Here is a 24380-nt window from a genome sequence, read left to right as displayed (position 1 = left end):
AAAAGGGGGAGGACTAGAATCATTCCCCTTTTTATATTATAAGCCGTTGAGATATTCGGTACCTAAATTTCTCATTTGACGCAATATCCATGCTTGTTTTTTACGTATTAAAGCACTTGGTTTATTCGCATTATAAATAATCGGGTTAGGTAAAATAGCTGCAAGAAGCGCAGCTTCATTTGAGGTTAAATTTTTTGCTGCCTTTTTGAAATAATAGTGACTTGCCGCTTCAATACCGAATATTCCATTACCAAACTCAGCAATATTTAAATAGACTTCTAAAATTCTTTTTTTAGACCAAGTGATTTCGAGTAGTAGGGTTGCAGGAACTTCTAATCCTTTACGTAACCAATTTTGCCCATGCCAAAGAATGAGATTTTTTGCAGTTTGCTGAGAGATTGTAGAGGCACCACGAACCCTTTTGGGAGATTTTTCGTTGTATTTTATGGCTCGTTGAATCGCCTCAAAATCAAAACCAAAGTGATCAGGAAAGCGTTGATCTTCAGATGCAATAACAGCGAGTTGAACAGAGGGGGATATGTTTTCTAAATTCACCCAATCATATTGCGTTTTATAACGAAAATCACCTTGTAGAATATGCCCAATTTTTTGTTGTACCATATAGGCTGAAAAGGGGATAGGCAGAAAACGAAAAATGAATAAAAAAATAAAAATGGTGAGGAAAAATAGAAAGGCAACGCGTTGCCAATTTTTTTGCCACCATTGGGGAAGAGATAAGTGAGACAGTGCGGTAAAAATCCGTTTACTTTTTTTCAATGTTATCAAGATGTTCTTTCACCCATTTCATAAAATCTGAATCCATTATTTTTATCATATTAGAACCACGTGTAATAGTGGCGGCACTTGTATTCAAATTTTGTTGAATTTCACGTTGAGAAAGATTTTTATCCAATAATTGTGAAACAATTTGTAGGCGTAATCCCACTGCGTCGCGTTCGTCAGCAGTTAATAACAAGGTTAGCAATTCTTGAGCTTTATTTTCTTTAAAAGCAGTCTGTAGCATGGACAAAAATGCATTCCATTGTTCTAAATTGCGACTAATATACATGTTATCACCTTATACTATTAAACTAGTGCGTTTAGTATAGCCGATCCCATTCTTCTTGGCTAAACATTTGTGGATTTTCTTTTTGTTGTAAAATTTGATAGTAAAAATCGTAGACAATAGTATTTTGAACATAATCACGAGTTTCATAAAACGGAATTGATGCGACAAATTCATCTAATGTTAGCTTATTATTGGCACGGTAGAGCCATTGATTTACTCGATTTGTACCTGCATTGTAAGATGCGGCAATTAATATTCTATTATTGGGATATAGAGTATTAAGGTCGTTCAAATGTGCCGTGCCGAGCAAAATATTATTTAATGGCTTAAATAAATCTTGTTCATTTAAATATGGAATTTGATTATTTTCAGCAGTTAATTTAGCGGTTGTTGGTAAAAGTTGCATGAGTCCTTTGGCATTTGCTGATGATAGAGCCATTGGATTCCAAGCGCTTTCCTGACGAGCAATAGCCATAGAAAAGGTTTTACTGATGTTTAAGTTCTTTAACGCAATATCAAAATAATCAGAATAAGCGTTTGGCAGACGCAAATTAAGATAATCCCAAGCTTTGGCGACAATGGTACTATCAACTGACAATTCATACCATTGTTGTTCTTGTGCATATTTTGCAAGTTTTAGCTGTGTATTGAAATCAGTATTATCTAATAATAATCTCCAACGTTGTTTGGCTAATCCGTATCGCCCCAGCTCACGTAATTCAGAAATTATATTAAATGCGCTCTCAAATGATTTTTGTTCTTCTATGCTAAGATTAGGTGAGTGAGGGATGTCAAATTTATAAATTTTTTTTAATTGAGCAGCTGCCAACATAGGATAAAAACCATGTTCTTGAGAAAGAGCGGTAAGTTTTTCTGTTATATTTTGTTTATCATTTTTGGCTATCCAGTAACGCCATTCTTGTTTTTCTTTTGCTGTATCAGAAAGCAAAGAAAGCCAGGGGGTGAGGTCATTTTTTTGCCAGATAGCCATTCGTAAACGACGTTCAGTAAGATTATCGGTTTTTAATTGAGTTATTTGTGTATCCCGCCATGCTTGGAAATGAGTATTTTCGTTATCAAAAAAACGTGTCAAAAATGCGATTTTCCATTGTTTTAGCTCATCTTCTGAAAGTCGCCAAATTTCAGCCCATTGTTGATAAGGTACAAAACTTGGGTTCTGTATTTTTTCTGGACGTGTTTTTAGATACCGAGGGAAGGCCTCAAGTAAAACATCTTTTTTTAAGGTAGAGGGATCGCTATTTTCTATAATTTCAGGTAACTTAGCCGGATCCTCTATTTGAACCACTTTATCCTGTAAATCTTTATTTTGTATAGTTTGACCTGAAATATCCTTGGAATCACTGATAAGATTTTTCAATTTTTGTTTTAACTCTTTCAATGATTTGGTTATAAATAGGGGATTTTGAGCGATAAGTTTGTCGAGTTCATGGTTTGCCAGAGATATATTTTTTTCATCATTAGATTTCAAAAATCGAATTTTTGTTTCCCAAAAACGTAAAATAAGATCCATTTGTAAAGGATACTCTGGGATTGATCTAATTAAATTCTTCGTAAGTTCTTGGGTGTTTTCAGAAAATTGTTGATTTTTAACCGCACTTTTTAATAGGTTTTCAATTTGCAAGAAAGTCTCACGTTGCGCTAAGTGAGTCAAATAGGATTGGTGTTGTGTTTGTTTCCAAATTTGCTTTTCTTGTTCTAGATTAATAACGGAGGGATTATTGGTTATAGGAGGCTCTTCAGCCAATGTGGAAAGTATAGTAAAAACAGTGAGGAAAATAAGAACTTGTTTTTTCATAGAATGAAATGTTTTTTATTCATGGAATCGTATATGAGTGTGTGAAATATACTGATTTCACACACATTTTTATTTTTGGATAAGCCTTTCGAATTCACATATCTAGAAATGCTAAAACACTTTTTTGAATGGTTTTATAATTACTTCACCGTATACGCCTGCTTCCACATAAGGATCTTGCGCAGCCCAATTTTTGGCTGCTTGCAGGTTTTCAAATTGTGCAATGACTGTTGAACCTGTAAAACCTGCTTCACCAGGATTTTCATTATCAATTGCTGGATTTGGGCCAGCAATGAGTAGACGATTTTCTTTTTGAAGTTGTTTTAAGCGGGCTAAATGTTGCTCACGCACGGCAAGACGTTTTTCTAACGTATTTGGAATATCTTGAGCAAAAATAACGTAGTACATAATGGCTCCCTTTATTGATTAGTTTGTTCAGATTCAAGTTCTGCAATCAAAGCTAGTGCTTTTTCTAATTCATGATTATTTTCACGCGGAATTGTACGTGATTTACCATTGCTATCGACAGCAACAAAAGTAAATACTGCATCTGTCACGCAATAGCGTTCACCAATAGGTTCACTAGCAACTTTTTTTACCCAAACTTCTACTTTTATTTTAATGGATGAACGGCCTATTTTTAGACATTGGCCGTAACAACAAACGACATCTCCAACTGAAATAGGCTTGATGAAATTCATACTTTCAACAGCAACGGTTACGACTCGACCATGAGCTATTTCTTTAGCTAAAATTGCTCCCCCCATATCCATTTGAGACATAATCCAACCGCCGAATATATCACCATTGGCGTTAGTGTTTGATGGCATTGCAAGTGTTCTTAATAAGAGAACACCTTTTGACTGTCGCCCGTTTTTATCAATAAGAAAATTAGAAGACATTATTTTTCTCCGTCTTTTGAATGCGTTTTATCTTTGGGTAAATAGCGATAAATATATGCACCTGAAATAAGAGTCGCGATCACAGTCATTCCAAGAATACCAAAAGATTTGAAATCTACCCATGCCTCTTCTGACATATTATGGCTAATATAAATATTTACCAACATACAAATAATAAAAAATAGTGCCCAGCCGAGATTTAGAGTATTCCATACTTTATCTGGTAATTGCACTTCTTTTCCTAGTAACTTTTTTACTAAGGGTATTTTAAATTGGAATTGTGCAATTAATAAAATAATAGCAAATAATGCATTAATAATTGTTACTTTCCATTGAAGATAGCGAATTTCATTGAAATATGCAGTTAATAAACCGAAGAAAATAACTGAACCAGCCATGATTTTTTGTTGTTTTTCAATTTTGCTATATTTCCATTTCAAAACAATTAGCTGAATAATGGTTGCGATCACAAGTACGATGGCTGCATCGCGTACGCCGGCAAGTTTGTATGTAACAAAAAATAGTACTAAAGGGATAAATTCAAGTAGTTGTTTCATCTTTATTCTTCCTTTATAAATAAACTATAAAAGCGATAAGTTATTACTAACATAAAAACATTTAATACGGCGCTAAGGATGCTGATTACCATATCAAATAATACATTATTTGAAAATGTAGTAAGTTGGAAAACTAGGATAGGAGCTAGGAAATAAACCAATAGTGTATAAATAAATAATACATTCTTACGAGAACTTCCTTTAATCCAAATTTTTTGGATTGTTTGTTTTATATCATCTTGGGTTGAAAGGTAGTGTACTGCAGTTAAATTTAAGCGTACAAAGAACCATATTCCTACGAGCATTGCGATAAGTGATATTATTGATGGAGAGGATTTTGTTAATAATGCAGCGAATGCCTCACTTAATCCAAGTAGCATTGGGGCTGTCATGAGTAAATTAAGTACAATAACACCAAGAAAACGACGTAATGCGAGAGTAAACGCTTTAGTTAAAGTTTGGTAGTTTTGCTGGCTAATACTATGGATTGAAATGAGTCCCCATGCAGAGATAAAACTTGTTAAAAGTTGTGTGATAACAATAGAAAAGGCTATGTTTTCAATATTTATATTGGCTAGTTCACTTAAATTACTATGGGATTCATTATTGAGTGGGGAGCTTAATAGTGCTCCTACATTTTGTGAAATAAATAAAATTAAGACAAATTGAAACATGACTTTTTGTTGGTTTCTAAAAAAATTCCAACTATCTTGTAATATGTGGGTAAAGTTGATTTGCATGGGGTGTTCTCTATAAAAATATGTGGTGATTATACAGGGTTTGTTTGGGATTGTCTTAAATTGTAAAAATTACCATATTCGTTTATCTTAAACTATAATCAAGCTTACAGGCGAAAAGATGGCTTACGAAATGTAAAAATCCCTAAGCCTTTCGACTTAGGGATTATTCAATTCTGATGGCGGAGGAATAGGGATTCGAACCCTAGGAGGGCGTAAACCCTCGCCGGTTTTCAAGACCGGTGCCTTCAACCACTCGACCATTCCTCCGTGATTGATGGGCGTAGTATAATGAATATTTTATTGATGTAAATAGAAATTTGATGATTTAACTTTAGATGATGATAATTTATTCATTTTGATGAAATTAATTCCATTAATACCATTGACTTTTTTATCCCTAGCCCTTACTTTACTGAAGACTTTTTACTTATTTTACAAGGAGTTTTTATGCAATCACGTCTTATTGTGGATGCTCAACAAGAATCGTTACTCAGCACACATAGAGTGTTGCGTAACACGTATTTTTTACTGGGATTAACAATGGCATTTTCGGCTGTTGTTGCGTTTATTTCAATGAGTCTAAACTTGCCCTATCCAAATATTATTGTGTTACTAGTGGGTTTTTATGGCTTACTTTTCTTAACCAATAAATTAGCTGATCGCCCTACTGGTATTTTGGCTGCCTTTGCTTTCACTGGATTTATGGGATACACCATCGGGCCAATTTTAAATATGTATGTGGCACGTGGAATGGAAGATTTGATTATGCTTGCATTCGCAGGAACTGCAATTGTGTTCTTCGCATGTTCAGCTTATGTGTTAACTACGAAAAAAGATATGTCATTCTTATCAAGCGCAATGTTTGCATTATTTATTGTGCTATTGCTTGGTATGGTGGCGAGTTTCTTCTTCCAAATTCCTGCATTATCAGTCGCAATTAGTGCATTATTTGTTGTGTTCTCTACAATGACTATTTTGTATGAAACGAGTAATATCATCCATGGTGGTGAAACGAATTACATTCGCGCAACCGTGAATATTTATGTTTCAATCTACAATTTATTCTTGAGTTTATTAAGATTACTTTCTATTTTCTCAAGCGATGAATAATGATTGAATTTTAACGTTGTGACCCCACTTTTCAGTGGGGTTATTTTTTGGAATAGGCAATGGAAAAACAAATTTTTGAACACGCAGTCAACGTTGAGGAAGAACAATATCAGCCTAAGCAAGAGTTTCATCATGTAGAAACAAAGCTGGATGAACCCTTGGAAGGGGAATTACTTGATGCTCAGCTTGAACAGGCATTGAAACCAAAATCAGGTTTTGGAAAAACTTTATTAAAATTTACCGCACTTTTATTTGGTGCAGCGACAGTTGCGCAATCCGTGCAGTGGATTTGGGATAGCTATCAACAACATCAATGGATTTATCTTGCTTTTGCTTTAGTCAGTTTAATTGTCATTTTATTGGGGATTAAAGAGATTATTGGTGAGTGGCGACGTTTAGTTTGTTTAAAAAAACGTGAGCAATTGCAACAACAAAGTCAGCAGATTTGGTTAGAAAGTGCGGTAAAAAATGGCGATGTTTTTTCTGTTCATAACGCAGAAAAAAGTAAAGTTCTTTGCTTAGATATTGCAAAATCGCTACGTTTGGAAAATGATTCTTCAGAGGTAATTCAATGGCAACACCAATTAAATGAAGCTTATTCAGCGCAAGAAATTACGCATTTATTCAGCCGTAATGTTTTGTCTTCTTTTGATTCACAAGCTAAAAAATTGATTAGTAAAATGGCCGCTGAATCAGCGGTGATTGTTGCGATTAGTCCACTTGCTGTGGTGGATATGTTTTTTATTGTGTGGAGAAATCTTCGATTAATGAATAAGATTGCTGAGATTTATGGAATTGAATTAGGGTATTTTTCACGTATTCGATTGTTAAGAATGGTATTGGTCAATATTGCTTTTGCTGGAGCAACCGAAGTGGCACAAGATATTGGAATGGATTGGCTTTCTCAAGATGTAACAGCAAAACTTTCTGCGCGCATAGCTCAAGGAATCGGCGTGGGATTGCTCACTGCTAGATTAGGCGTGAAAGCAATGGAGCTTTGTCGCCCATTAGCATTTCAATTAAATGAAAAACCAAAGCTCTCACATATTCAACAGGAATTACTTAGCTCGGTGAAAGATATTGTTCTCGGTAAAAATAAAATTTACAAAAAGGAGCAAGTCTGATGAAAATCGAGGTTGTTTATCAACATAGCGATTTTATTATTATCAACAAGCCGGAAGGTATTAGCGTTCATAAAGATCAAGCAGAACAAGGTTTAACAGAACTTGTTGCAAAACAACTGAATGTGCCTCAAGTCTGGTTAGTTCATCGCTTGGATAAAGTTACATCGGGTTTATTGATTTTGGCATTGAATACTGAAAGTGCGGCTGAATTTTCACGACTTTTTTCTGAACACAAAATTCATAAAACTTATTTGGCATTAAGTAACCAAAAGCCTAAAAAGAAACAAGGTTTGATTATCGGGGATATGAAGAAAGCTCGAGATGGCGCATGGAAACTTTGTCAAACAAAAGAAAACCCCGCAATTACGCGTTTTGAAAGTGTAAGCTGTGAGCCTAATTTACGTTTATTTATTTTAAAACCACAAACAGGGAAAACGCATCAATTACGTGTTGCGATGAAAAGTTTAGGTAGTCCGATTTTGGGTGATGGACTTTATGCTAAAAACACTGAAAAAATTGACCGCACTTATTTGCATGCTGCCCAATTGGAATTTGATTATTTGAATGATTTTATTTCAGTAACTTGTTTACCCTCTCAAGGTCAATTTTGGATTAAATCCAGTGTGTTTGAGCAAATAAAGGCTTATCTGGCAAAGCCGTTTTTATCAAAATAGAAATCTCTGTATAATAAAGACAATTTTACTCTTTAATAGGAACAAAAATGAAATTTATCTCTTTTAATATAAATGGTTTACGTGCTCGCCCACATCAACTTGAAGCCATTATTGAAAGATATCAGCCAGATGTAATCGGCTTGCAAGAAATTAAAGTCGCTGATGAGGCTTTTCCTTATGAAATTACAGAAAACTTAGGTTATCACGTATTTCATCACGGACAGAAAGGTCACTATGGCGTAGCATTATTGACTAAACAAGAACCTAAAGCGGTTCGTCGTGGTTTTCCAACAGACAATGAAGATGCGCAAAAACGCATTATTATGGCTGATCTTGAAACTGATTTTGGTTTATTGACCGTAATTAATGGCTATTTCCCTCAAGGGGAAAGCCGTGCACACGAGACTAAATTTCCAGCTAAAGAGAAATTTTATGCAGATCTTCAACAGTATTTAGAAAAAGAACACGACAAATCGAATCCTATTTTAATTATGGGTGATATGAATATTAGTCCAAGTGATTTAGATATTGGTATCGGAGATGAAAATCGTAAACGTTGGTTACGCACAGGTAAATGTTCTTTCTTACCAGAAGAAAGAGAGTGGTATCAACGTTTGTACGATTACGGATTAGAAGATAGTTTCCGTAAGCTGAACCCGACAGCAAATGATAAATTCTCGTGGTTTGATTACCGTTCTAAAGGTTTTGATGATAATCGAGGTTTACGAATTGATCATATTTTAGTAAGTCAAAAATTAGCTGAACGCTGTGTCGATGTGGGCATTGCGTTGGATATTCGAGCAATGGAAAAACCTTCTGATCACGCACCGATTTGGGCTGAATTTAAATAGGAAAGCGAAATGGATATGGCAAATTGGCAGAATTATCGTTCTACCGTGAATGGTATGCCTGCCGTGTTTACTGCAAATATTGAAGATGTTGAAAAATATCACGGTAAAGATCTCGATAAAATAGTGCAATTCACTATCGCTTATAAAGCAGATGATGAAACCGGTTTGCCTTCAGAAGTTGAATACGATAAGTTAATTAATCGGGTATTTAAAATTCTGGCGCAATTAACCGCACTTCCGAATGTATTTTTTGCGGGACATTTTATTTGTAATTCCCAAGCTAAAATGCATTTTTACTGTGAGCATGAAAATCTTGTTGTAGAAACTTTACAACAAATTGATTTTGTTAAAGATATTAATGTGCAAAAGGATTTAAGTTGGGATACTTATTTTGACTTTTTGCTCGCTTCACCATTAGAGATTAAGTTAAATGCAACGGAAGAGTTGCTTGATTTATTGAAAAATAAAGGTCGTAATTTAAGTGATACCTATCTGGTAGAACATAGTTTTCATTTTGATGAAGAAGAAAAAATGTTTCCTTTTATGGATGAGCTTAGTTTAGGGGATTATTCTTTCACGACATTACAATATTCTGCGCAAGCGATTCAGTTTAATGAAGATGATGAGCCTTATTTCTTGGTGAAATTAGAGCAAGAAATTTCATTAGATAATGGTGAAATTTTTGAACAAGTAGAACGTTTTGAAAAACTTGCTGGTCAATTTTCGGGAGAGTATATTGGCTGGGAATGTGATTCTTTAATGGATGTGAACAAGCAGTTGAATTAGGTGTTTGTACATTCACAACTCATAAAAAAGAGAGATATTTATCTCTCTTTTTTAATGTAATTTAACTTTTCGGCGCATTTTACGCATTAATAAAAATACCCATGGCCATAATATTCCTGAGGCCAATGCGCCAAAGATTTCTTGCCAGTTAAAAAATGCGGTATGCAGGGAAAATTCGACTAAAAAAATAGATAATCTAACAATAAACACAAACGCAATCACTAAAAGACTTTGAAACCAAAGCGATAAATTTCTGAGTACCAGATAGTTTTTTGCTACAAAATAAATTGTCACAGAAAGGACTAGGGCATGAATACCCAATGTGGAACCTAGGATTAAATCCCATACAAGTCCTAATAAAAATGCCCATCCAATACTGATTTTATTTGGAATAGCCAGAACCCAGTAAAGTAAAACGAGAATTAACCAAGCTGGCTTAAATGCCTGAAAACCAAGTGGCCAGGGTGCGAGTTCTAGCACTAATGCCACGACAAAGAAGCTTAAAATTGTGAGCCATTGTAAAATAAAGCGAGTTTGCATTAATCTTCTTCCCTATGTTCTTGTTGTTCTGACGGTACAGCTTCTTCATTTTGCGGTGCATCGGTTGGAATTTCAGGTTCAACCGTTGATTTATCCTTATTTTCTTGAAGATTATCGTCTGTTAATGGGGCTTTTTTTACTTTATAATCAGCTTCATTCGCTTGGCTTTCTAAACGTTTTTGCACTAAATTACGCACTTCTTCTGGAGACATAGATTTTACTTTAGACATATCTAAATTGCTTGGCCAAAGTAGTAATACATAGCGTAAGCGTTCAAGGGCAGCGAGAGGTTTAGCTTTGACCGTCGCAAAGTAATTGGAACCATCGCGCGAAACGCTTTGTACAATCGCTACTGGATAGCCTTCAAGGAAACGACCACCAAGACCAGACGTTACAAGTAAGTCACCTTTTTCAATATCCACAGAACGAGGTACATTATCAAGAGTTAGCTCATCGGTATGCCCTGTACCACTCGCAATGACGCGAACATCGTTACGTAGAACTTGTACTGGAATAGAATGAGTGACATCAGTTAAGAGTAGTACTCGGCTCGTGTTCTCGCCCACAGAAATAATTTGACCAATAACGCCTTTTTCATCAATTACAGGCTGACCAACATAAGCACCGTCTTTTTTGCCTTGGTTAATAACAATTTGTTGACGATAAATATCTGTTTCTGCAGTTAAAATTTCTGCAATCTTTTTGTATTCATCTGTGCGTAAAGGGGAGTTTAACAATAAACGTAAACGCTGATTCTCGACTTTGAGTTGATCTAGTAGGAGTAAATCTGCATTTTTTTCACGTAATTGTTCGCGTAACACTTTATTTTCGATTTGTAATTTACTGGTATCTACTAAATTATCTGATACCCCATCTAATACGGTACGAGGGCTATTGGCAAGATAATATAGACCACCTACTGCAGTTTCCATAGCACTGCGCGCTTTAGTCATGGAATTCGTTTGACCATCAGCTAAGATTAAAGAAAGGGAAGCCGCTACAGCTAATAATAATCGAATGCCAAGCGGGGGGGCTTTACCGAAAATAGGCTTCATTAAGCGTCCTACGTTGAGATAAAAGATTAAAAGGAAAAGTGCGGTCATTTTTAACCGCACTTTTTATTTTTGGTCTAAATTAAATTTCGTCACTAAAAATGTCGCCACCGTGCATATCGATCATTTCTAACGCTTCACCACCACCGCGAGCAACACAGGTTAATGGATCTTCAGCAATGATGACTGGCACTCCCGATTCTTTAGAAAGGAGAATATCGATATTGCGTAGTAGTGCACCACCACCAGTTAATACCATACCACGTTCAAAAATGTCTGCTGCATGTTCTGGCTGACATTCTTCAAGTGCGGTTCGAACGGCTGCAACAATACCATTTAAGGGCTGTTGAATAGCTTCTAACACATCACGTGAGGTTAAGGTGAATGAACGAGGCGCACCTTCAGCAAGATTATGACCATGCACTTCCATTTCTTTAATTTCATCACCTTCTTGAATGTAGGCTGTACCAATTTCTTGTTTAATGCGTTCAGCAGTAGGTTCACCGATAACAGAACCAAAAGTGCGGCGAACATAAGAAATGATCGCTTCATCAAAACGGTCACCACCGATACGAACTGAAGAAGAATATACGATACCATTTAAGGAAATAACAGCGACTTCAGTTGTACCACCACCGATATCAATTACCATAGAACCAACTGCAGTAGAAACAGGTAATTTAGCGCCGATTGCGGCTGCCATTGGTTCTTCAATTAAATATACTTCACGCGCACCAGCACCGATTGCGGATTCTTTAATTGCACGACGTTCTACTTGTGTTGCACCAGCAGGCACACAGACAAGTACACGAGGGCTTGGGCGCATAAAATTACCGCTGTGAACTTGTTTGATAAAGTATTGCAACATTTTTTCTGTAACAAAGAAATCTGCGATTACGCCATCTTTCATTGGGCGAATAGCAGCGATACTTTTTGGTGTACGCCCAAGCATTAATTTCGCTTCTTTACCTACAGCCGCGATGCTTTTTAGTGAACCAACACGGTCTTGTCGAATTGCAACAACCGAAGGCTCATCTAAGACAATACCTTGACCTTTCACATAAATTAACGTGTTTGCAGTACCTAAGTCGATAGAAAGATCGTTTGAAAAAAGTCCACGAATTTTTTTAAATAACATAATTATCCTATTCTAAAATCAGAGTTAATTTTGCTTGGCTGAAAATGTGAAATTATCTCATCGCCAAGCACGCAAAAAATTGTGCTAAATGTACCAAAAAATGTGTTGAAATTACAGTTGTTTTTCGTGTTTTTTACATCAGTTGCCACTGGCCTTTATCTTGCAGAGTCAGCTGTTGCTGATGTAAAGCTTTCAGGGTTGAACGGTGGCCAACACTGATTAGCGTGGTTTTTGGTAGCTCTTGTTTTAATAGTTGATACATCGCAAATTCTAAACCTTCATCCATGCTTGCGGTGGCTTCATCTAAGAAGGCTACGGCAGGTTTGTGTAGAATCAAACGCGCAAATGCTAAACGCTGTTGCTCACCAAGCGAAAGAATACGCGTCCAGTCTAGTTCTTTTTCTAATTGTTCAGCCAGATGTCCTAGTTGCACTTTATTTAATATTTCTATCGCTTGTGTATGTGAAATATTGTCTGGCTTATTGGGATAAGTTAATGCTGAAATCAAATTTCCTTGTGGCACATAGGGTTTTTGCGATAAGAAAAGTTGACTGTTTGTTGGGCAACTCACTTCACCTTCTGCGTAGCTCCAGAGTCCAGCGATTGTTCGTAAAAGTGTCGTTTTTCCTGCACCAGATTTTCCTTGAATGAGTAAACTACTTCCTTGCGGTAGCGTAATGTTGAGATTTTCTACCAGTGTGTGACCTAATGGATTTTTAACACTTAAGTTTTTGAAAATCACATCTGTAGGGTGATTGTGTATTTGTGTTTGCGATTCATGATTAACCATTTCAATGGCATAGCTGAAACCAGTTAAACGATCGAGTGTCGCTTTATACCCAGCAAAACTATCGTAAGTATTACGGAAAAATGAAAGATTGCTGTGCAATTTTCCAAATACTTGTAAAGTTTGCATTAAATCACCGAGTTTTATTTGTTTTTCAAAGTAACGTCCAACTTGAATTAACAACGGAAAAACAACAGACACTTGACTTACAACTAAGTTAAATCCTGAAAATTTTAGTGTTCTAAATACGATTACCCACATGTTATGGATGACAGAATTGAATTGTTGATAAAGCTGATTTTTTTCTACCTTTTCACCTGCATAAAAAGCAATGCTTTCGGCATATTCTTTTATGCGAATTAAAGAATAACGATAGTTTGCGTTTAAGCGTTCATTAATAAAATTCAAAGAGATTAATGGACGACCGAGCCAAAATGCAATGAGGCTAGTGAAAATGACATAGCCAAACACTAAGAACACCATCATATGTGGAATTTCCACGCCAAGTACCATCATTGGACCCGCTAATCCCCATAACAAAATCGTGTAAGAGATCATCGAGGTGACCGCATCAATGACTCCAGTGCTTAAAGAAAGCGTGGTTTTTACATAAGATTGGACATCTTGTTGAATACGTTGATCGGGGTTATCTAGGTTTTCTGATAAATACTGTGTTTTGTAATAGGCTCGGTGTGCCATCCATTTATCAACAAGCTGTTCGTTAAGCCACTCAATCCAGTTGATGACGAAACGTTGCTCTAAATAATAGCTTACTAATGCCGCAGAAACAGAACTTGCGGCAATGACGCAGAACAAGCCCATTTGTTGCCAAAATACATGTTCATTAAATTCTTGCAATGATGTGTACATATTTTTGTACCACTCAGAATGTACAAGGCTGATACGCACACTGAGTAATGTCATCGCAACAATAAGCAGAAAGAATAGGATAGGTTTTATGTTGCGTTTAGGTGAAAGATAGCCACCTGCAAACATCCAAAATTGTTTTCCCCATTGGGTAAAACGTACCAAAAGAAAAATGCCAAAACTAAAGACGACTGAGGTGATAGCTAGCGTTTGTAAAATCCAAATAAGAGAAGTAATGGCTTCTTGGCCGTAATCCATAAATATTCCATCCGAGATAAAAGTGCGGTAAAAAATAACCGCACTTTTTGTAAAAGGGGCAAAACTTTCGGTATTGTAGAGTCTATGCTCAATTTCGCAAGAAAAAATGTGACGAACGTAGCATTTTTTGAGTTTGGTTGAGGTTTTCAAAAAACAACTTGGATATAATCCAAAAGAGTTGAATTCCATTTTTAAGGGGTCAATATGAGTGATATTGCAATCACGATTAGTCTTCTTGCCCTCGTTGCCGTAATCGGTTTATGGATCGGGCATTGGAAGATCCGTGGGGTTGGGCTTGGCATCGGTGGTGTGCTGTTTGGCGGCATCATTGTGGCTCATTTCACCAATCAATATGGCTTGCAACTAGATGCGCGTACGCTGCATTTTGTGCAGGAATTTGGTCTGATTCTGTTCGTTTATACGATTGGGATCCAAGTTGGGCCTGGTTTTTTTGCATCTTTACGAAAATCAGGTCTAAAACTCAATGCTTTTGCCATTTTAATCGTTGTACTAGGTTCTGTTGCTGCGGTGATCGTGCATAAGGTCGCGGATGTTCCGTTAGATATTGCACTTGGTATTTATGCTGGGGCGGTAACTAACACGCCAGCCCTTGGTGCCGGTCAGCAAATTTTGACTGAACTTGGTGTGCAACAAACTACAGTGACAATGGGGATGTCTTATGCGATGGCTTATCCATTCGGGATTTGTGGTATTTTGCTTGCAATGTGGTTAATACGCTTATTTTTTAAAGTCAAAGTGGACGATGAAGCCGCTCGTTTTAATGCAGAGAGCGGTCAAGAAAAAGAAAGTTTACACAATATTTCTTTAAAAGTGACGAACCAAAATCTGGATGGTCTTACGTTAATTCAAATTCCAGGATTTAGTGATGAAGAAGTCGTATGTTCACGTTTAAAACGCGATGATATGGAAATCGTTCCAAAGGCAAGTACTGAGATTCGTACCAACGATATTTTACAACTAGTTGGGGATGATAATTCGCTTGCCAAAATGCGTTTGATTATTGGTCATGAGGTAGATGCGCCAACATCCTCTTATAGTGGAGAGATTCGTGCCGAACGAGTTGTGGTTACTAATGAAAAAGTCTTGGGTAAAAAGATCCGCACTTTGGGTATTCATCAAAAATATGGTGTGGTGATCTCTAGATTGAATCGTGCCGGTATTGAATTAGTGCCAACAGCGAATACAACCTTGCAATTTGGTGACGTACTTCATATGGTGGGACATACTGATGTGCTAAACAAAGCTATTTCCGTAATTGGTAATGCACAACAAAAATTACTTCAAGTTCAAATGCTACCTGTTTTTATCGGTATTGGCTTAGGGGTGCTAGTTGGTTCGATTCCATTCTATATTCCCGGTTTCCCTGTCGCGTTAAAATTAGGACTTGCTGGCGGACCATTAGTAGTTGCGTTGATCTTAGCGAGAATTGGTACGATTGGTAAACTTTACTGGTTTATGCCACCTAGTGCTAACTTGGCATTACGTGAAATAGGGATTGTTCTTTTCTTGGCTGTGGTAGGTTTAAAATCAGGCGGAAGTTTCTTTGATACCTTGTTGAATGGCTCAGGTCTTGAATGGATGGGATACGGTATTTTTATCACCTTTATTCCATTAATGATTACCGGTATTTTAGCTCGTCTATATGGCAAACTGAATTACCTTATAATCTGTGGTTTACTTGCCGGTTCCATGACAGATCCTCCAGCTTTAGCATTTGCTAATGAAATTAAAGAAGATAACGGTGCGGCTGCACTTTCTTATGCCACTGTGTATCCATTGGTGATGTTCTTGCGGATAATGTCGCCGCAGTTATTGGCTGTATTATTATGGGCAGCATAGCCAAAATAAGTTCAATTTATACAAACAAAAGCGCGGTTAATTTCGCGCTTATTTTTTGTGTGGATTTTGCGCGAGAGGGTATTCAATGATAGAATCTCGCACTTTTATTGCGAAGCGAGAACAAAATGGCATTAGTTGAATTTTTGATGGAAACCTTAGATGGGTTAAAAGGAACAGATATTGTACATTTTGATGTACGTGGAAAATCATCAATTACGGATAATATGATTATTTGCACGGGTACATCGAGCCGCCAAGTTTCTGCAATGGCAGATAATTTAATTACAGAATGTAAAAAAGCAGGTTTTGAAACTTTTGGTGAAGAAGGTAAAAATACTGCAGATTGGATTGTGGTGGATCTTGGTCAAGCAATCGTACATATCATGCAACGTGACGCGCGTGAAATGTATCAATTAGAGAAACTTTGGGCGTAAATTTTAGTAAAGTGAGGTGAAAAATAACCGCACTTTTTAGATAAGGATGACTTGTGAAAATCACGTTAATTGCTGTCGGAACAAAAATGCCTTCTTGGGTTACAACGGGTTTTGAGGAATATCAACGCCGTTTCCCAAAAGATATGCCTTTTGAACTGATTGAAATCCCAGCAGGTAAGCGTGGAAAAAATGCTGATATTAAACGTATTTTAGAGCAAGAAGGTAAGGCGATGTTAGCCGCCTGTGGAAAAGGCAAAGTCGTGACGTTAGATATTCCAGGTAAACCTTGGACCACACCACAGTTAGCAGAGCAATTAGAAGCGTGGAAAAATGATGGTCGTGATGTATGTTTGTTGATCGGTGGGCCAGAGGGACTTTCACCTGAATGTAAAGCTGCTGCAGAGCAAAGCTGGTCGCTTTCACCATTGACATTACCTCACCCGCTTGTTCGTGTTGTGGTGGCTGAAAGTTTATATCGTGCGTGGTCGCTCACGACTAATCATCCTTATCACCGAGAATAGTAAATCCTCATTTTAGTCAGATGAATTTAAAAAGATTCTTCAATACGCCAACTCATGAACCGTTCCGCGATAAAAAAGCGGAGCGTAACCTTTTTGCACGCCGAACTTTAGTGGCTTTTTTGGGGATTTTGCTACTAACAGGTGTGTTATTCGCCAATATTTATCAGCTACAGATTGTTAATTTCGATACTTACCAAACGCGTTCTAATGGTAACCGAATTAAATTATTACCTTTACCTCCAACGCGTGGCTTAATCTATGATCGTTACGGTAAATTATTAGCCGAAAATCTTACTTTTTTTGGTTTATACATTGTGCCGGAAAAAACTGAAAATTTAGACCGCACTTTAGATGAATTACGCTACATTGTGGGATTAACGGATAATGACATTGAAAATTTTAAAAAGGAACGTCGCCGAGGAACTCGTTACACGCCTATTTTATTGAAACCGAATTTAACAGAGGAACAAATCGCACGTTTTGCAGTGAGTGGCTATCAGTATCCGAGTTTAGATGTACGTCCTTATTTCAAACGCTATTATTTATATGGCGAGATTATGACGCATATTTTAGGTTATGTGGGAAAAATTAATGATAAAGATGTAGATCGCCTGAAAAAAGAGGAAAAATTTGCTAATTACTCGGGAACGAGTGATATGGGAAAATTAGGTATTGAGCGTTATTATGAAGATAGTTTACATGGTGTAACGGGATTTGAAGAGGTTGAAATTAATAACCGTGGAAAGATAATTCGTAAATTACGAGAACAACCAGCTGTAGCAGGAAAAAGTATTCATCTCACCATTGATTTAGAATTACAACGCTATATTACGGAGCTTTTATCTGGGCAAAAAGGTGCAATTATTGTTCTAGATCCAAAAGATAGTGGCGTGTTAGCAATGGTCTCGACACCGAGTTATGATAATAATCTTTTTGTGGATGGCATTTCATCTGAAGATTATAAACGTTTATTAAATGATCCAGCTCGTCCATTGTATAGCCGGGCTACACAGGGTGTATATCCCCCCGCTTCTACAGTGAAACCTTTTATTTCCGTAGCCGCACAAACTGAAAATGTGATTACGCAAAATACAACCATTTTTGACCCAGGTTATTGGATTTTACCGAATACCTCAAAACGTTTTCGCGATTGGAAAAAATCAGGTCATGGCTATACGGATTTAAATAAGGCGATTACAGAATCATCCGATACTTATTTTTATCAAGTTGCTCATAATATGGGGATAGACCGTCTTTCGGAATGGATGAAACGCTTTGGTTTCGGCATGCCAACAGGCATTGAAATTCAGGAAGAAGCGGCTGCCAATATGCCAAGTCGTGAATGGAAACAAAAACGCTATAAACGTCCTTGGGTATTGGGTGATACGATTTCAGTTGGTATTGGGCAAGGTTATTGGACTGCTACGCCGTTACAAGTAGCAAAAGCAACAGCAATATTAGTCAATAACGGTAAAGTAAATACACCACATTTAATGAAAGCTATTGAAGGTGCGGAATTATCACCTTATAAAGATCCATTGATTTATCCTGATATTAGTGAGCCAAAACAAAATTATTGGGATGCAGCAAAACGTGGAATGTATAATGTTGTTAATTCTGCTGCAGGCACTGGACGAAAGGCATTTGCCGGTGCTAATTATAGAGTTGCGGGTAAGTCTGGTACGGCACAAGTTTTTAGTCTCAAAGAAAATGAAAAATACAATGCGGCTGGATTGAAAAAAGAATTGCACGATCACGCATGGTTTACCGCATATGCACCTTATGAAAACCCTAGATTGGTTGTGACAGTTATTTTAGAGAATGCAGGCGGTGGTTCAAGTAATGCCGCACCGTTAGCGCGTAAAGTGATGGATTACTATTTAAATCAGCGTTTACCACAAGTTGAAAAATATAATGCAAATATTCAGCAAAAAGAAGATTTACCACAAGAGGGCGAGCAGATAAATGGAAGATAAAATCCCTTTCTGGTTGCGTGTATGGCAACGTTTGCATATTGATTTTTGGCTTTTTATTGGCTTAGTTGCAATAACAGCCTATGGCATGCTTGTGCTTTATAGCGCCACTGGTGCGAGTGAAACCATGTTCCAAAACCGTATTATACAGGTGATGCTTGGATTTATGGTCATGCTGATTATCGCGCAATTTCCACCTAAGTTTTATCAACGTATTGCGCCATATTTATATCTAATTGGATTTGCAATGTTAGTTTTAGTGGATGCGATTGGTACGACAAGTAAAGGAGCTCAACGTTGGCTCGATCTTGGTTTTATTCGTTTCCAACCCTCTGAAATTGTGAAGCTTGCAGTACCTTTAATGGTTGCCGTTTATTTAGGAAATCGTCCGATTCCTCCTAAATTGAGTGAAACGTTTATAGCGATAGCGATGATTATGGTACCAACATTGTTGGTCGCGATTCAACCTGATTTGGGGACTTCAATATTAGTGAGTGCCTCAGGTTTATTTGTAGTATTTTTAGCAGGGATGAGTTGGTGGATAATTTTAGTTGCAGTTGTTGGATTGGCGGGATTTATACCAATTATGTGGCTTTATTTGATGCATGATTATCAACGAACTCGAGTTCTGACATTGCTTGATCCAGAAAAAGATCCCTTAGGAGCGGGCTATCATATTTTACAATCAAAAATTGCGATTGGTTCAGGAGGGGTTTGGGGAAAAGGCTGGATGCAAGGAACGCAATCTCAACTTGAGTTTCTACCAGAGCCTCATACCGATTTTATTTTTGCGGTAATGGGTGAAGAACATGGGATGATCGGTTTCCTCATTTTAATGGTAATCTATATGTTTATTATAGTGCGAGGTTTAATGATTGCTGTAAATGCGCAAACTTCTTTTGGTCGTATTTTAGCAGGCGCAACGACGCTAATTTTCTTTGTATATGTGTTTGTGAATATTGGAATGGTAAGTGGTATTTTGCCTGTAGTAGGTGTTCCCTTGCCATTATTTAGTTATGGCGGGACGTCATATGTCGCGATTATGGCAAGTTTTGGATTGCTTATGTCAATTCACACACATAAGAGCAAATTTATGAAAGGGAACTAATTTCATTTTTGCTTTTCTTATATAAGTATGAAATAAAAGAATGAGAGACGTATGAAATTAAAAATGTTATTAAATTTAACCGCACTTGCATTTTTTGTATTAGTGACGACTTTTCCATCACAAGCGGATCCTCAGAAAATGTATGGTATTCAAGGCGATAAATTATCTATTGCTACGACTGTTCCCGCTCCCAATACGTATTCTGTGAAAGGAAAAATATATACAACAAAAGATGCTGATGAAGCAAAAAATTACAGTAAAGAGGGCTTAGCTAGTTATTATCATTTAAAGTTTAACGGAAACAAAACTGCAAGCGGAGATATTTATAATTCATCTCTATTTACTGCAGCACATAAAACGCTTCCAATCAATTCTTATGCCTTGGTGACGAATTTACATAATAATCGAAAAGTGATTGTACGTATTAATGATCGAGGACCTTTTAGTGATAAACGTTTAATTGATCTTTCTCATGCGGCGGCTAAGGAATTAGGGTTAATTGCTCGAGGAACAGGACAAGTAAGAATTGAGGCTTTACATGTAGCGAAAAATGGACAATTGTCAGGGGCTGCAACCAAAACTTTAGCAATGCATGCTAAAACAAAAGAGGCTGCAGAACGTTTGGGATTAAATAAAAATATATTAGTCAGCCAGACAGCCGCAAAAAATATCTCTGAAAAAGATAGTTATAGATTAAAAATGCTTGAGCTAACTTCACGTAGTCAGGCTGATAAGTTGATCACACAATTATCTTTGGAAAATGTGAAAACTGAAGTCAATCGTGCTGGAAGTAAGTATGAAATTCATATTGGACCTTTTGATAATAAGGAACAACTGACTCAGGTTAGAAGCCAATTACAAAAAATGGTGAGCAATAAGCCATTAATTGTTTATACATATAAAAACTAAGTTATTGTAGGAATGCATTATGTTAACGAAAACAACAAGAATTTTAATTTTATCAGGATTAGTGGCAAGTGTAACTTTTTCTGCTTCTGCAGAAGATATCCAATATGGCATAACACCACCACAGATTACAGCGCAAACTTATGTATTGATGGATTATAATTCAGGTGCGATTCTAACCGCACTTAATCCGGATCAGCGTCAATATCCTGCATCATTAACAAAAATGATGACAAGTTATGTGGTAGGGAGCGCTTTAAAACAGGGTAAAATTCACAATACCGATATGGTAACTATTGGTCAGAGTGCGTGGGGGCGTAATTTCCCTGACTCATCAAAAATGTTTTTAGATTTAAATACACAAGTATCTGTAGCAGATTTGAATCGTGGTGTGATTGTTGTATCCGGTAATGATGCAACAGTGGCATTGGCTGAACATATTTCTGGCAATGTACCGAACTTTGTAGAAACAATGAACAAATATGTTCAACAATTTGGTTTGAAAAATACAAATTTCACTACGCCGCATGGTTTAGACGATCCTAATCAATATTCTTCTGCTCGTGATATGGCGCTTATTGGAGCACATATTATTCGTGATTTACCTGAAGAATATAAAATTTACTCAGAAAAAGATTTTACATTTAATAAAATCAAACAACCTAACCGTAATGGCCTATTATGGGATAAAACCATCAATGTTGATGGAATGAAAACAGGCCATATTAGCCAAGCAGGATATAACTTAGTTGCCTCAGCGACTACACCAAACAATATGCGTTTAATTTCTGTAGTAATGGGTGTTCCAACTTACAAAGGTCGTGAAGTAGAAAGTAAAAAACTTTTACAATGGGGCTTTGCTAATTTCGAAACATTTAAAACTTTAGAGGCAGGCAAAGAAGTTTCAGAACAACCTGTTTATTATGGTAATAAAGGTAGTGTGAAATTAGGAACCTTACAAGATAGTTTTATCACTGTTCCGAAAGGTAAACAAAATGAGCTTAAAGCTCGATATGAGTTAGAAAGTAAAAACTTACAAGCGCCTTTAGCAAAAGGACAAGTCGTTGGTAAAGTCATTTATCAATTAGAAGGTAAAGATATTGCAGCGGTAAACTTACAAGTGATGGATGAAGTGGGCGAAGCGAGTATTTTCGGAAAAGCTTGGGATTGGCTCGTGCTCACTGTAAAAGGCTTATTTGCATAAAATATGCCAGAAACTTACCGCACTTTTTTCATTTTTAACTGAGGCATTCGTAATGTGTGGGTAGTGTACCATCCACACATCATTTTTATTATTGGGAAATGATATGACAACAGAAAACGATTACGCAAAACTTAAAGAATTAATGGAATTTCCAGCAAAAATGACATTTAAAGTTGCTGGAATTAATCGCGAGGGGTTAGCGCAAGATCTAATTCAGGTCGTCCAAAAATATGTTAAAGGCGATTATATTCCTAAGGAAAAACGGAGTAGTAAAGGTACCTATAATTCGGTTTCAATCGACATTATTGCTGAAAACTTTGAGCAGGTAGAAACACTTTATAAAGAACTTGCTAAAGTTGAAGGCGTAAAAATGGTTATCTAGCATGAATAATTCCCTTATCGTTCGTCAGTTAGGGTTGCAAGATTATCAAGAAATTTGGCATAAAATGCAGAATTTTACAGATAGCCGCACCGTGGAAACGCAAGACGAAATTTGGTTGGTGCAACATCCCCCTGTATTTACTCAAGGGCAAGCAGGTAAACCTGAACATCTTTTACAACGTAGTGAAATACCTGTGGTGCAGTCCGATCGTGGTGGGCAGATAACCTATCATGCACCCGGTCAGCAAGTGATGTATGTGCTCATTGATATTAGGCGTCATGAGAATTTAAATGTACGTCAATTAGTTACCGCACTTGAACAAACGGTGGTAAAAACTTTAGCTGAATATAGCATTGAAAGTTATCCAAAACCTGATGCACCAGGCGTGTATGTGGATGGAAAAAAGATTTGTTCTCTTGGACTGCGTATTCGTCGTGGTTGCTCTTTTCACGGGTTAGCATTGAATATCAATATGGATCTGAATCCATTTCATTATATTAATCCATGCGGCTATGCTGGTCTTGAAATGTGTCAATTGGCAGATTTTGTTAATCAGGATGAAGCTAATTGCGATAAGGTTTCACCAAAATTAATTAAACACTTTGCTGAGCTTTTAGGCTATAATGTAACAAATTTGTAATATTTAATGATCAAAAATGCCCGGTTTGGGCATTTTTATTTAGGAACGCTTATGTCAACGCCTTTCAAAATGGAACGCGGTGTAAAATATCGCGATGCGGCAAAAACGTCGATTATTCCAGTTAAAAATATTGATCCAAACCAAGAGCTATTAAAAAAGCCAGAATGGATGAAAATTAAACTTCCAGCAAATTCACTTAAAATTGAAAGCATCAAAAATGGAATGCGTCGTCATGGTTTACATTCCGTGTGTGAAGAAGCATCTTGTCCAAATTTACACGAATGTTTTAATCATGGAACAGCAACTTTTATGATTTTAGGCGCAATTTGCACGCGCCGTTGTCCGTTCTGTGATGTTGCGCATGGGAAACCATTACCGCCAGATCCTGAAGAGCCACAAAAATTAGCTGAAACTATCCAAGATATGAAACTTAAATATGTGGTGATTACATCGGTGGATCGCGATGATTTGCCTGATCGTGGTGCAGGTCACTTTGCTGAATGTGTAAAAGCGGTGCGCGAACTTAATCCTAACATTAAGATTGAAATTTTAGTGCCTGATTTCCGTGGTCGCATTACACAGGCATTGGAAAAATTAAAAGATAATCCGCCAGATGTCTTTAACCATAATTTAGAAAACGTCCCGCGCCTATATAAAGAGATTCGTCCTGGAGCAGATTACGAATGGTCACTTAAATTATTGCGTGAATTTAAAGAAATGTTCCCGAATATCCCAACTAAATCTGGTTTAATGGTGGGATTAGGAGAAACCAACGAGGAAATTTTACAAGTCATGCAAGATTTACGTGATAACGGTGTGACAATGCTCACGTTGGGGCAATATCTTCAACCTAGCCGCCATCATTTGCCAGTGGCCCGTTATGTACCGCCAGCTGAATTTGATGAATTCCGTGAAAAAGCCAATGAAATGGGCTTTGAACATGCGGCTTGTGGGCCATTTGTTCGCTCTTCTTATCATGCTGATTTACAAGCCAGTGGTGGATTGGTGAAGTAATTAAAAATTGCGCTGAATTAAACCGCACTTTTGGCATGTCACAAAAGTGCGGTTTATTTTTGATATT

The 24380-nt window shown here is 36.9% G+C and carries 26 protein-coding genes, 1 tRNA gene and 1 pseudogene; 15 read left to right on the top strand and 13 right to left on the bottom strand.

Annotated elements, in window-relative coordinates; translation table 11 throughout:
• Positions 1-36 precede the first annotated feature (36 nt).
• The 9 genes and pseudogenes from mtgA to KP713_RS04170 form a co-directional block, all read right to left on the bottom strand.
• Positions 37-786, bottom strand: coding sequence for a monofunctional biosynthetic peptidoglycan transglycosylase (gene mtgA / locus KP713_RS04205; protein WP_373455173.1), 750 nt, complete (start codon positions 784-786; stop codon positions 37-39).
• A complete protein-coding gene (gene trpR / locus KP713_RS04200; RefSeq protein ID WP_048953822.1) occupies positions 764-1069 on the bottom strand; it encodes a trp operon repressor in 306 nt (101 codons plus the stop codon). The genes mtgA and trpR overlap by 23 nt, the downstream gene beginning before the upstream one ends.
• Before the next feature lie 31 nt (positions 1070-1100).
• Positions 1101-1835, bottom strand: coding sequence for a transglycosylase SLT domain-containing protein (locus KP713_RS09100; RefSeq protein WP_502793472.1), 735 nt, complete (start codon positions 1833-1835; stop codon positions 1101-1103).
• A gap of 32 nt (positions 1836-1867) precedes the next feature.
• Positions 1868-2369, bottom strand: a pseudogene (locus KP713_RS09095) (lytic murein transglycosylase); the annotation flags it as partial.
• A gap of 627 nt (positions 2370-2996) precedes the next feature.
• The gene (locus KP713_RS04190) at positions 2997-3293 is read right to left on the bottom strand and encodes a YciI family protein (protein WP_215769945.1); all 297 of its coding nucleotides are present in this window, start codon (positions 3291-3293) and stop codon (positions 2997-2999) included.
• An 11-nt stretch (positions 3294-3304) separates the two neighbouring features.
• Complete coding sequence (gene yciA, locus KP713_RS04185) at positions 3305-3787, bottom strand: acyl-CoA thioester hydrolase YciA (protein WP_065265285.1); 483 nt, start codon at positions 3785-3787, stop codon at positions 3305-3307.
• Positions 3787-4344, bottom strand: a complete 558-nt coding sequence (locus KP713_RS04180) for a septation protein A (protein WP_048953818.1) — start codon at positions 4342-4344, stop codon at positions 3787-3789. The genes yciA and KP713_RS04180 overlap by 1 nt, the downstream gene beginning before the upstream one ends.
• Before the next feature lie 2 nt (positions 4345-4346).
• Positions 4347-5084: a hypothetical protein gene (locus KP713_RS04175; RefSeq protein ID WP_065265284.1), complete on the bottom strand. Its 738-nt coding sequence runs from the start codon at positions 5082-5084 to the stop codon at positions 4347-4349.
• Positions 5085-5261: 177 nt separating this feature from the next.
• Positions 5262-5351 (bottom strand) — tRNA-Ser (locus KP713_RS04170).
• A 180-nt stretch (positions 5352-5531) separates the two neighbouring features.
• Here KP713_RS04170 and KP713_RS04165 point away from each other — a divergent pair.
• The 5 genes from KP713_RS04165 to KP713_RS04145 are packed head-to-tail and all read left to right on the top strand — an operon-like array spanning position 5532 to position 9629.
• The gene (locus KP713_RS04165) at positions 5532-6194 is read left to right on the top strand and encodes a Bax inhibitor-1/YccA family membrane protein (protein ID WP_215769944.1); all 663 of its coding nucleotides are present in this window, start codon (positions 5532-5534) and stop codon (positions 6192-6194) included.
• Between the two features lie 59 nt (positions 6195-6253).
• Complete coding sequence (locus KP713_RS04160; RefSeq protein ID WP_009766793.1) at positions 6254-7318, top strand: YcjF family protein; 1065 nt, start codon at positions 6254-6256, stop codon at positions 7316-7318.
• Positions 7318-7992, top strand: a complete 675-nt coding sequence (locus KP713_RS04155; protein WP_215769943.1) for a TIGR01621 family pseudouridine synthase — start codon at positions 7318-7320, stop codon at positions 7990-7992. Before KP713_RS04160 ends, KP713_RS04155 begins: the two co-directional genes overlap by 1 nt.
• Before the next feature lie 47 nt (positions 7993-8039).
• The gene (gene xthA / locus KP713_RS04150; protein WP_140534373.1) at positions 8040-8843 is read left to right on the top strand and encodes an exodeoxyribonuclease III; all 804 of its coding nucleotides are present in this window, start codon (positions 8040-8042) and stop codon (positions 8841-8843) included.
• Between the two features lie 9 nt (positions 8844-8852).
• Complete coding sequence (locus KP713_RS04145; RefSeq protein WP_140526802.1) at positions 8853-9629, top strand: TIGR01619 family protein; 777 nt, start codon at positions 8853-8855, stop codon at positions 9627-9629.
• 51 nt (positions 9630-9680) lie between these two features.
• Here the strand turns inward: KP713_RS04145 and mreD are convergent, their stop codons facing one another.
• From mreD to KP713_RS04125, 4 genes are all read right to left on the bottom strand, one after another.
• The gene (gene mreD, locus KP713_RS04140) at positions 9681-10169 is read right to left on the bottom strand and encodes a rod shape-determining protein MreD (protein ID WP_215769942.1); all 489 of its coding nucleotides are present in this window, start codon (positions 10167-10169) and stop codon (positions 9681-9683) included.
• Positions 10169-11224: a rod shape-determining protein MreC gene (gene mreC / locus KP713_RS04135; protein ID WP_140526807.1), complete on the bottom strand. Its 1056-nt coding sequence runs from the start codon at positions 11222-11224 to the stop codon at positions 10169-10171. The genes mreD and mreC overlap by 1 nt, the downstream gene beginning before the upstream one ends.
• A gap of 79 nt (positions 11225-11303) precedes the next feature.
• Positions 11304-12359 carry a rod shape-determining protein gene (locus KP713_RS04130; RefSeq protein WP_005637582.1) on the bottom strand — a complete coding sequence of 352 codons (1056 nt, stop codon included), beginning with the start codon at positions 12357-12359 and terminating at the stop codon, positions 11304-11306.
• A 133-nt stretch (positions 12360-12492) separates the two neighbouring features.
• On the bottom strand, positions 12493-14271 hold the full coding sequence (locus tag KP713_RS04125) for an ABC transporter ATP-binding protein/permease (protein ID WP_215769941.1): 1779 nt from the start codon (positions 14269-14271) through the stop codon (positions 12493-12495).
• 204 nt (positions 14272-14475) lie between these two features.
• Here KP713_RS04125 and KP713_RS04120 point away from each other — a divergent pair, with 204 nt between their 5' ends.
• The 10 genes from KP713_RS04120 (at position 14476) to lipA (ending at position 24313) form a co-directional block, all read left to right on the top strand.
• On the top strand, positions 14476-16131 hold the full coding sequence (locus KP713_RS04120) for a putative transporter (protein ID WP_215769940.1): 1656 nt from the start codon (positions 14476-14478) through the stop codon (positions 16129-16131).
• Positions 16132-16256: 125 nt separating this feature from the next.
• Complete coding sequence (gene rsfS, locus KP713_RS04115) at positions 16257-16565, top strand: ribosome silencing factor (RefSeq protein WP_005635481.1); 309 nt, start codon at positions 16257-16259, stop codon at positions 16563-16565.
• A 53-nt stretch (positions 16566-16618) separates the two neighbouring features.
• Positions 16619-17086: a 23S rRNA (pseudouridine(1915)-N(3))-methyltransferase RlmH gene (rlmH, locus tag KP713_RS04110; protein ID WP_005649848.1), complete on the top strand. Its 468-nt coding sequence runs from the start codon at positions 16619-16621 to the stop codon at positions 17084-17086.
• Between the two features lie 20 nt (positions 17087-17106).
• Positions 17107-19062, top strand: coding sequence for a penicillin-binding protein 2 (gene mrdA, locus KP713_RS04105; protein ID WP_215769939.1), 1956 nt, complete (start codon positions 17107-17109; stop codon positions 19060-19062).
• Positions 19052-20167 (top strand): rod shape-determining protein RodA, encoded by a 1116-nt coding sequence (gene rodA, locus KP713_RS04100; RefSeq protein ID WP_215769938.1) that lies wholly within the window; start codon positions 19052-19054, stop codon positions 20165-20167. Before mrdA ends, rodA begins: the two co-directional genes overlap by 11 nt.
• A 51-nt stretch (positions 20168-20218) precedes the next feature.
• The gene (locus tag KP713_RS04095) at positions 20219-21076 is read left to right on the top strand and encodes a septal ring lytic transglycosylase RlpA family protein (protein ID WP_204713706.1); all 858 of its coding nucleotides are present in this window, start codon (positions 20219-20221) and stop codon (positions 21074-21076) included.
• A 19-nt stretch (positions 21077-21095) separates the two neighbouring features.
• Positions 21096-22277 carry a D-alanyl-D-alanine carboxypeptidase family protein gene (locus KP713_RS04090; RefSeq protein ID WP_215769937.1) on the top strand — a complete coding sequence of 394 codons (1182 nt, stop codon included), beginning with the start codon at positions 21096-21098 and terminating at the stop codon, positions 22275-22277.
• Between the two features lie 103 nt (positions 22278-22380).
• Positions 22381-22659 (top strand): DUF493 family protein YbeD, encoded by a 279-nt coding sequence (ybeD, locus tag KP713_RS04085; protein ID WP_005646399.1) that lies wholly within the window; start codon positions 22381-22383, stop codon positions 22657-22659.
• Between the two features lies 1 nt (position 22660).
• Positions 22661-23299: a lipoyl(octanoyl) transferase LipB gene (gene lipB, locus KP713_RS04080; RefSeq protein ID WP_065265271.1), complete on the top strand. Its 639-nt coding sequence runs from the start codon at positions 22661-22663 to the stop codon at positions 23297-23299.
• A gap of 51 nt (positions 23300-23350) precedes the next feature.
• Positions 23351-24313, top strand: a complete 963-nt coding sequence (lipA, locus tag KP713_RS04075; protein ID WP_005628755.1) for a lipoyl synthase — start codon at positions 23351-23353, stop codon at positions 24311-24313.
• The last annotated feature ends 67 nt before the right edge of the window (positions 24314-24380 follow it).

It is taken from the genome of Haemophilus sp. SZY H36 (assembly GCF_018829625.1).
GTDB lineage: Bacteria > Pseudomonadota > Gammaproteobacteria > Enterobacterales > Pasteurellaceae > Haemophilus > Haemophilus haemolyticus_K.
This window is presented reverse-complemented; position numbering and strand designations above follow the sequence as displayed.

Bases quoted from the DNA above. Each gene is read 5' to 3' on its own strand.
- trpR (WP_048953822.1), bottom strand. From the start codon at position 1,069: ATGTATATTAGTCGCAATTTAGAACAATGGAATGCATTTTTGTCCATG.
- KP713_RS04190 (WP_215769945.1), bottom strand. From the start codon at position 3,293: ATGTACTACGTTATTTTTGCTCAAGATATTCCAAATACGTTAGAAAAA.
- yciA (WP_065265285.1), bottom strand. From the start codon at position 3,787: ATGTCTTCTAATTTTCTTATTGATAAAAACGGGCGACAGTCAAAAGGT.
- KP713_RS04180 (WP_048953818.1), bottom strand. From the start codon at position 4,344: ATGAAACAACTACTTGAATTTATCCCTTTAGTACTATTTTTTGTTACA.
- KP713_RS04175 (WP_065265284.1), bottom strand. From the start codon at position 5,084: ATGCAAATCAACTTTACCCACATATTACAAGATAGTTGGAATTTTTTT.
- KP713_RS04165 (WP_215769944.1), top strand. From the start codon at position 5,532: ATGCAATCACGTCTTATTGTGGATGCTCAACAAGAATCGTTACTCAGC.
- KP713_RS04160 (WP_009766793.1), top strand. From the start codon at position 6,254: ATGGAAAAACAAATTTTTGAACACGCAGTCAACGTTGAGGAAGAACAA.
- KP713_RS04155 (WP_215769943.1), top strand. From the start codon at position 7,318: ATGAAAATCGAGGTTGTTTATCAACATAGCGATTTTATTATTATCAAC.
- xthA (WP_140534373.1), top strand. From the start codon at position 8,040: ATGAAATTTATCTCTTTTAATATAAATGGTTTACGTGCTCGCCCACAT.
- KP713_RS04145 (WP_140526802.1), top strand. From the start codon at position 8,853: ATGGATATGGCAAATTGGCAGAATTATCGTTCTACCGTGAATGGTATG.
- mreD (WP_215769942.1), bottom strand. From the start codon at position 10,169: ATGCAAACTCGCTTTATTTTACAATGGCTCACAATTTTAAGCTTCTTT.
- mreC (WP_140526807.1), bottom strand. From the start codon at position 11,224: ATGAAGCCTATTTTCGGTAAAGCCCCCCCGCTTGGCATTCGATTATTA.
- KP713_RS04130 (WP_005637582.1), bottom strand. From the start codon at position 12,359: ATGTTATTTAAAAAAATTCGTGGACTTTTTTCAAACGATCTTTCTATC.
- KP713_RS04125 (WP_215769941.1), bottom strand. From the start codon at position 14,271: ATGGATTACGGCCAAGAAGCCATTACTTCTCTTATTTGGATTTTACAA.
- KP713_RS04120 (WP_215769940.1), top strand. From the start codon at position 14,476: ATGAGTGATATTGCAATCACGATTAGTCTTCTTGCCCTCGTTGCCGTA.
- rsfS (WP_005635481.1), top strand. From the start codon at position 16,257: ATGGCATTAGTTGAATTTTTGATGGAAACCTTAGATGGGTTAAAAGGA.
- mrdA (WP_215769939.1), top strand. From the start codon at position 17,107: ATGAATTTAAAAAGATTCTTCAATACGCCAACTCATGAACCGTTCCGC.
- rodA (WP_215769938.1), top strand. From the start codon at position 19,052: ATGGAAGATAAAATCCCTTTCTGGTTGCGTGTATGGCAACGTTTGCAT.
- KP713_RS04095 (WP_204713706.1), top strand. From the start codon at position 20,219: ATGAAATTAAAAATGTTATTAAATTTAACCGCACTTGCATTTTTTGTA.
- KP713_RS04090 (WP_215769937.1), top strand. From the start codon at position 21,096: ATGTTAACGAAAACAACAAGAATTTTAATTTTATCAGGATTAGTGGCA.
- ybeD (WP_005646399.1), top strand. From the start codon at position 22,381: ATGACAACAGAAAACGATTACGCAAAACTTAAAGAATTAATGGAATTT.
- lipB (WP_065265271.1), top strand. From the start codon at position 22,661: ATGAATAATTCCCTTATCGTTCGTCAGTTAGGGTTGCAAGATTATCAA.
- lipA (WP_005628755.1), top strand. From the start codon at position 23,351: ATGTCAACGCCTTTCAAAATGGAACGCGGTGTAAAATATCGCGATGCG.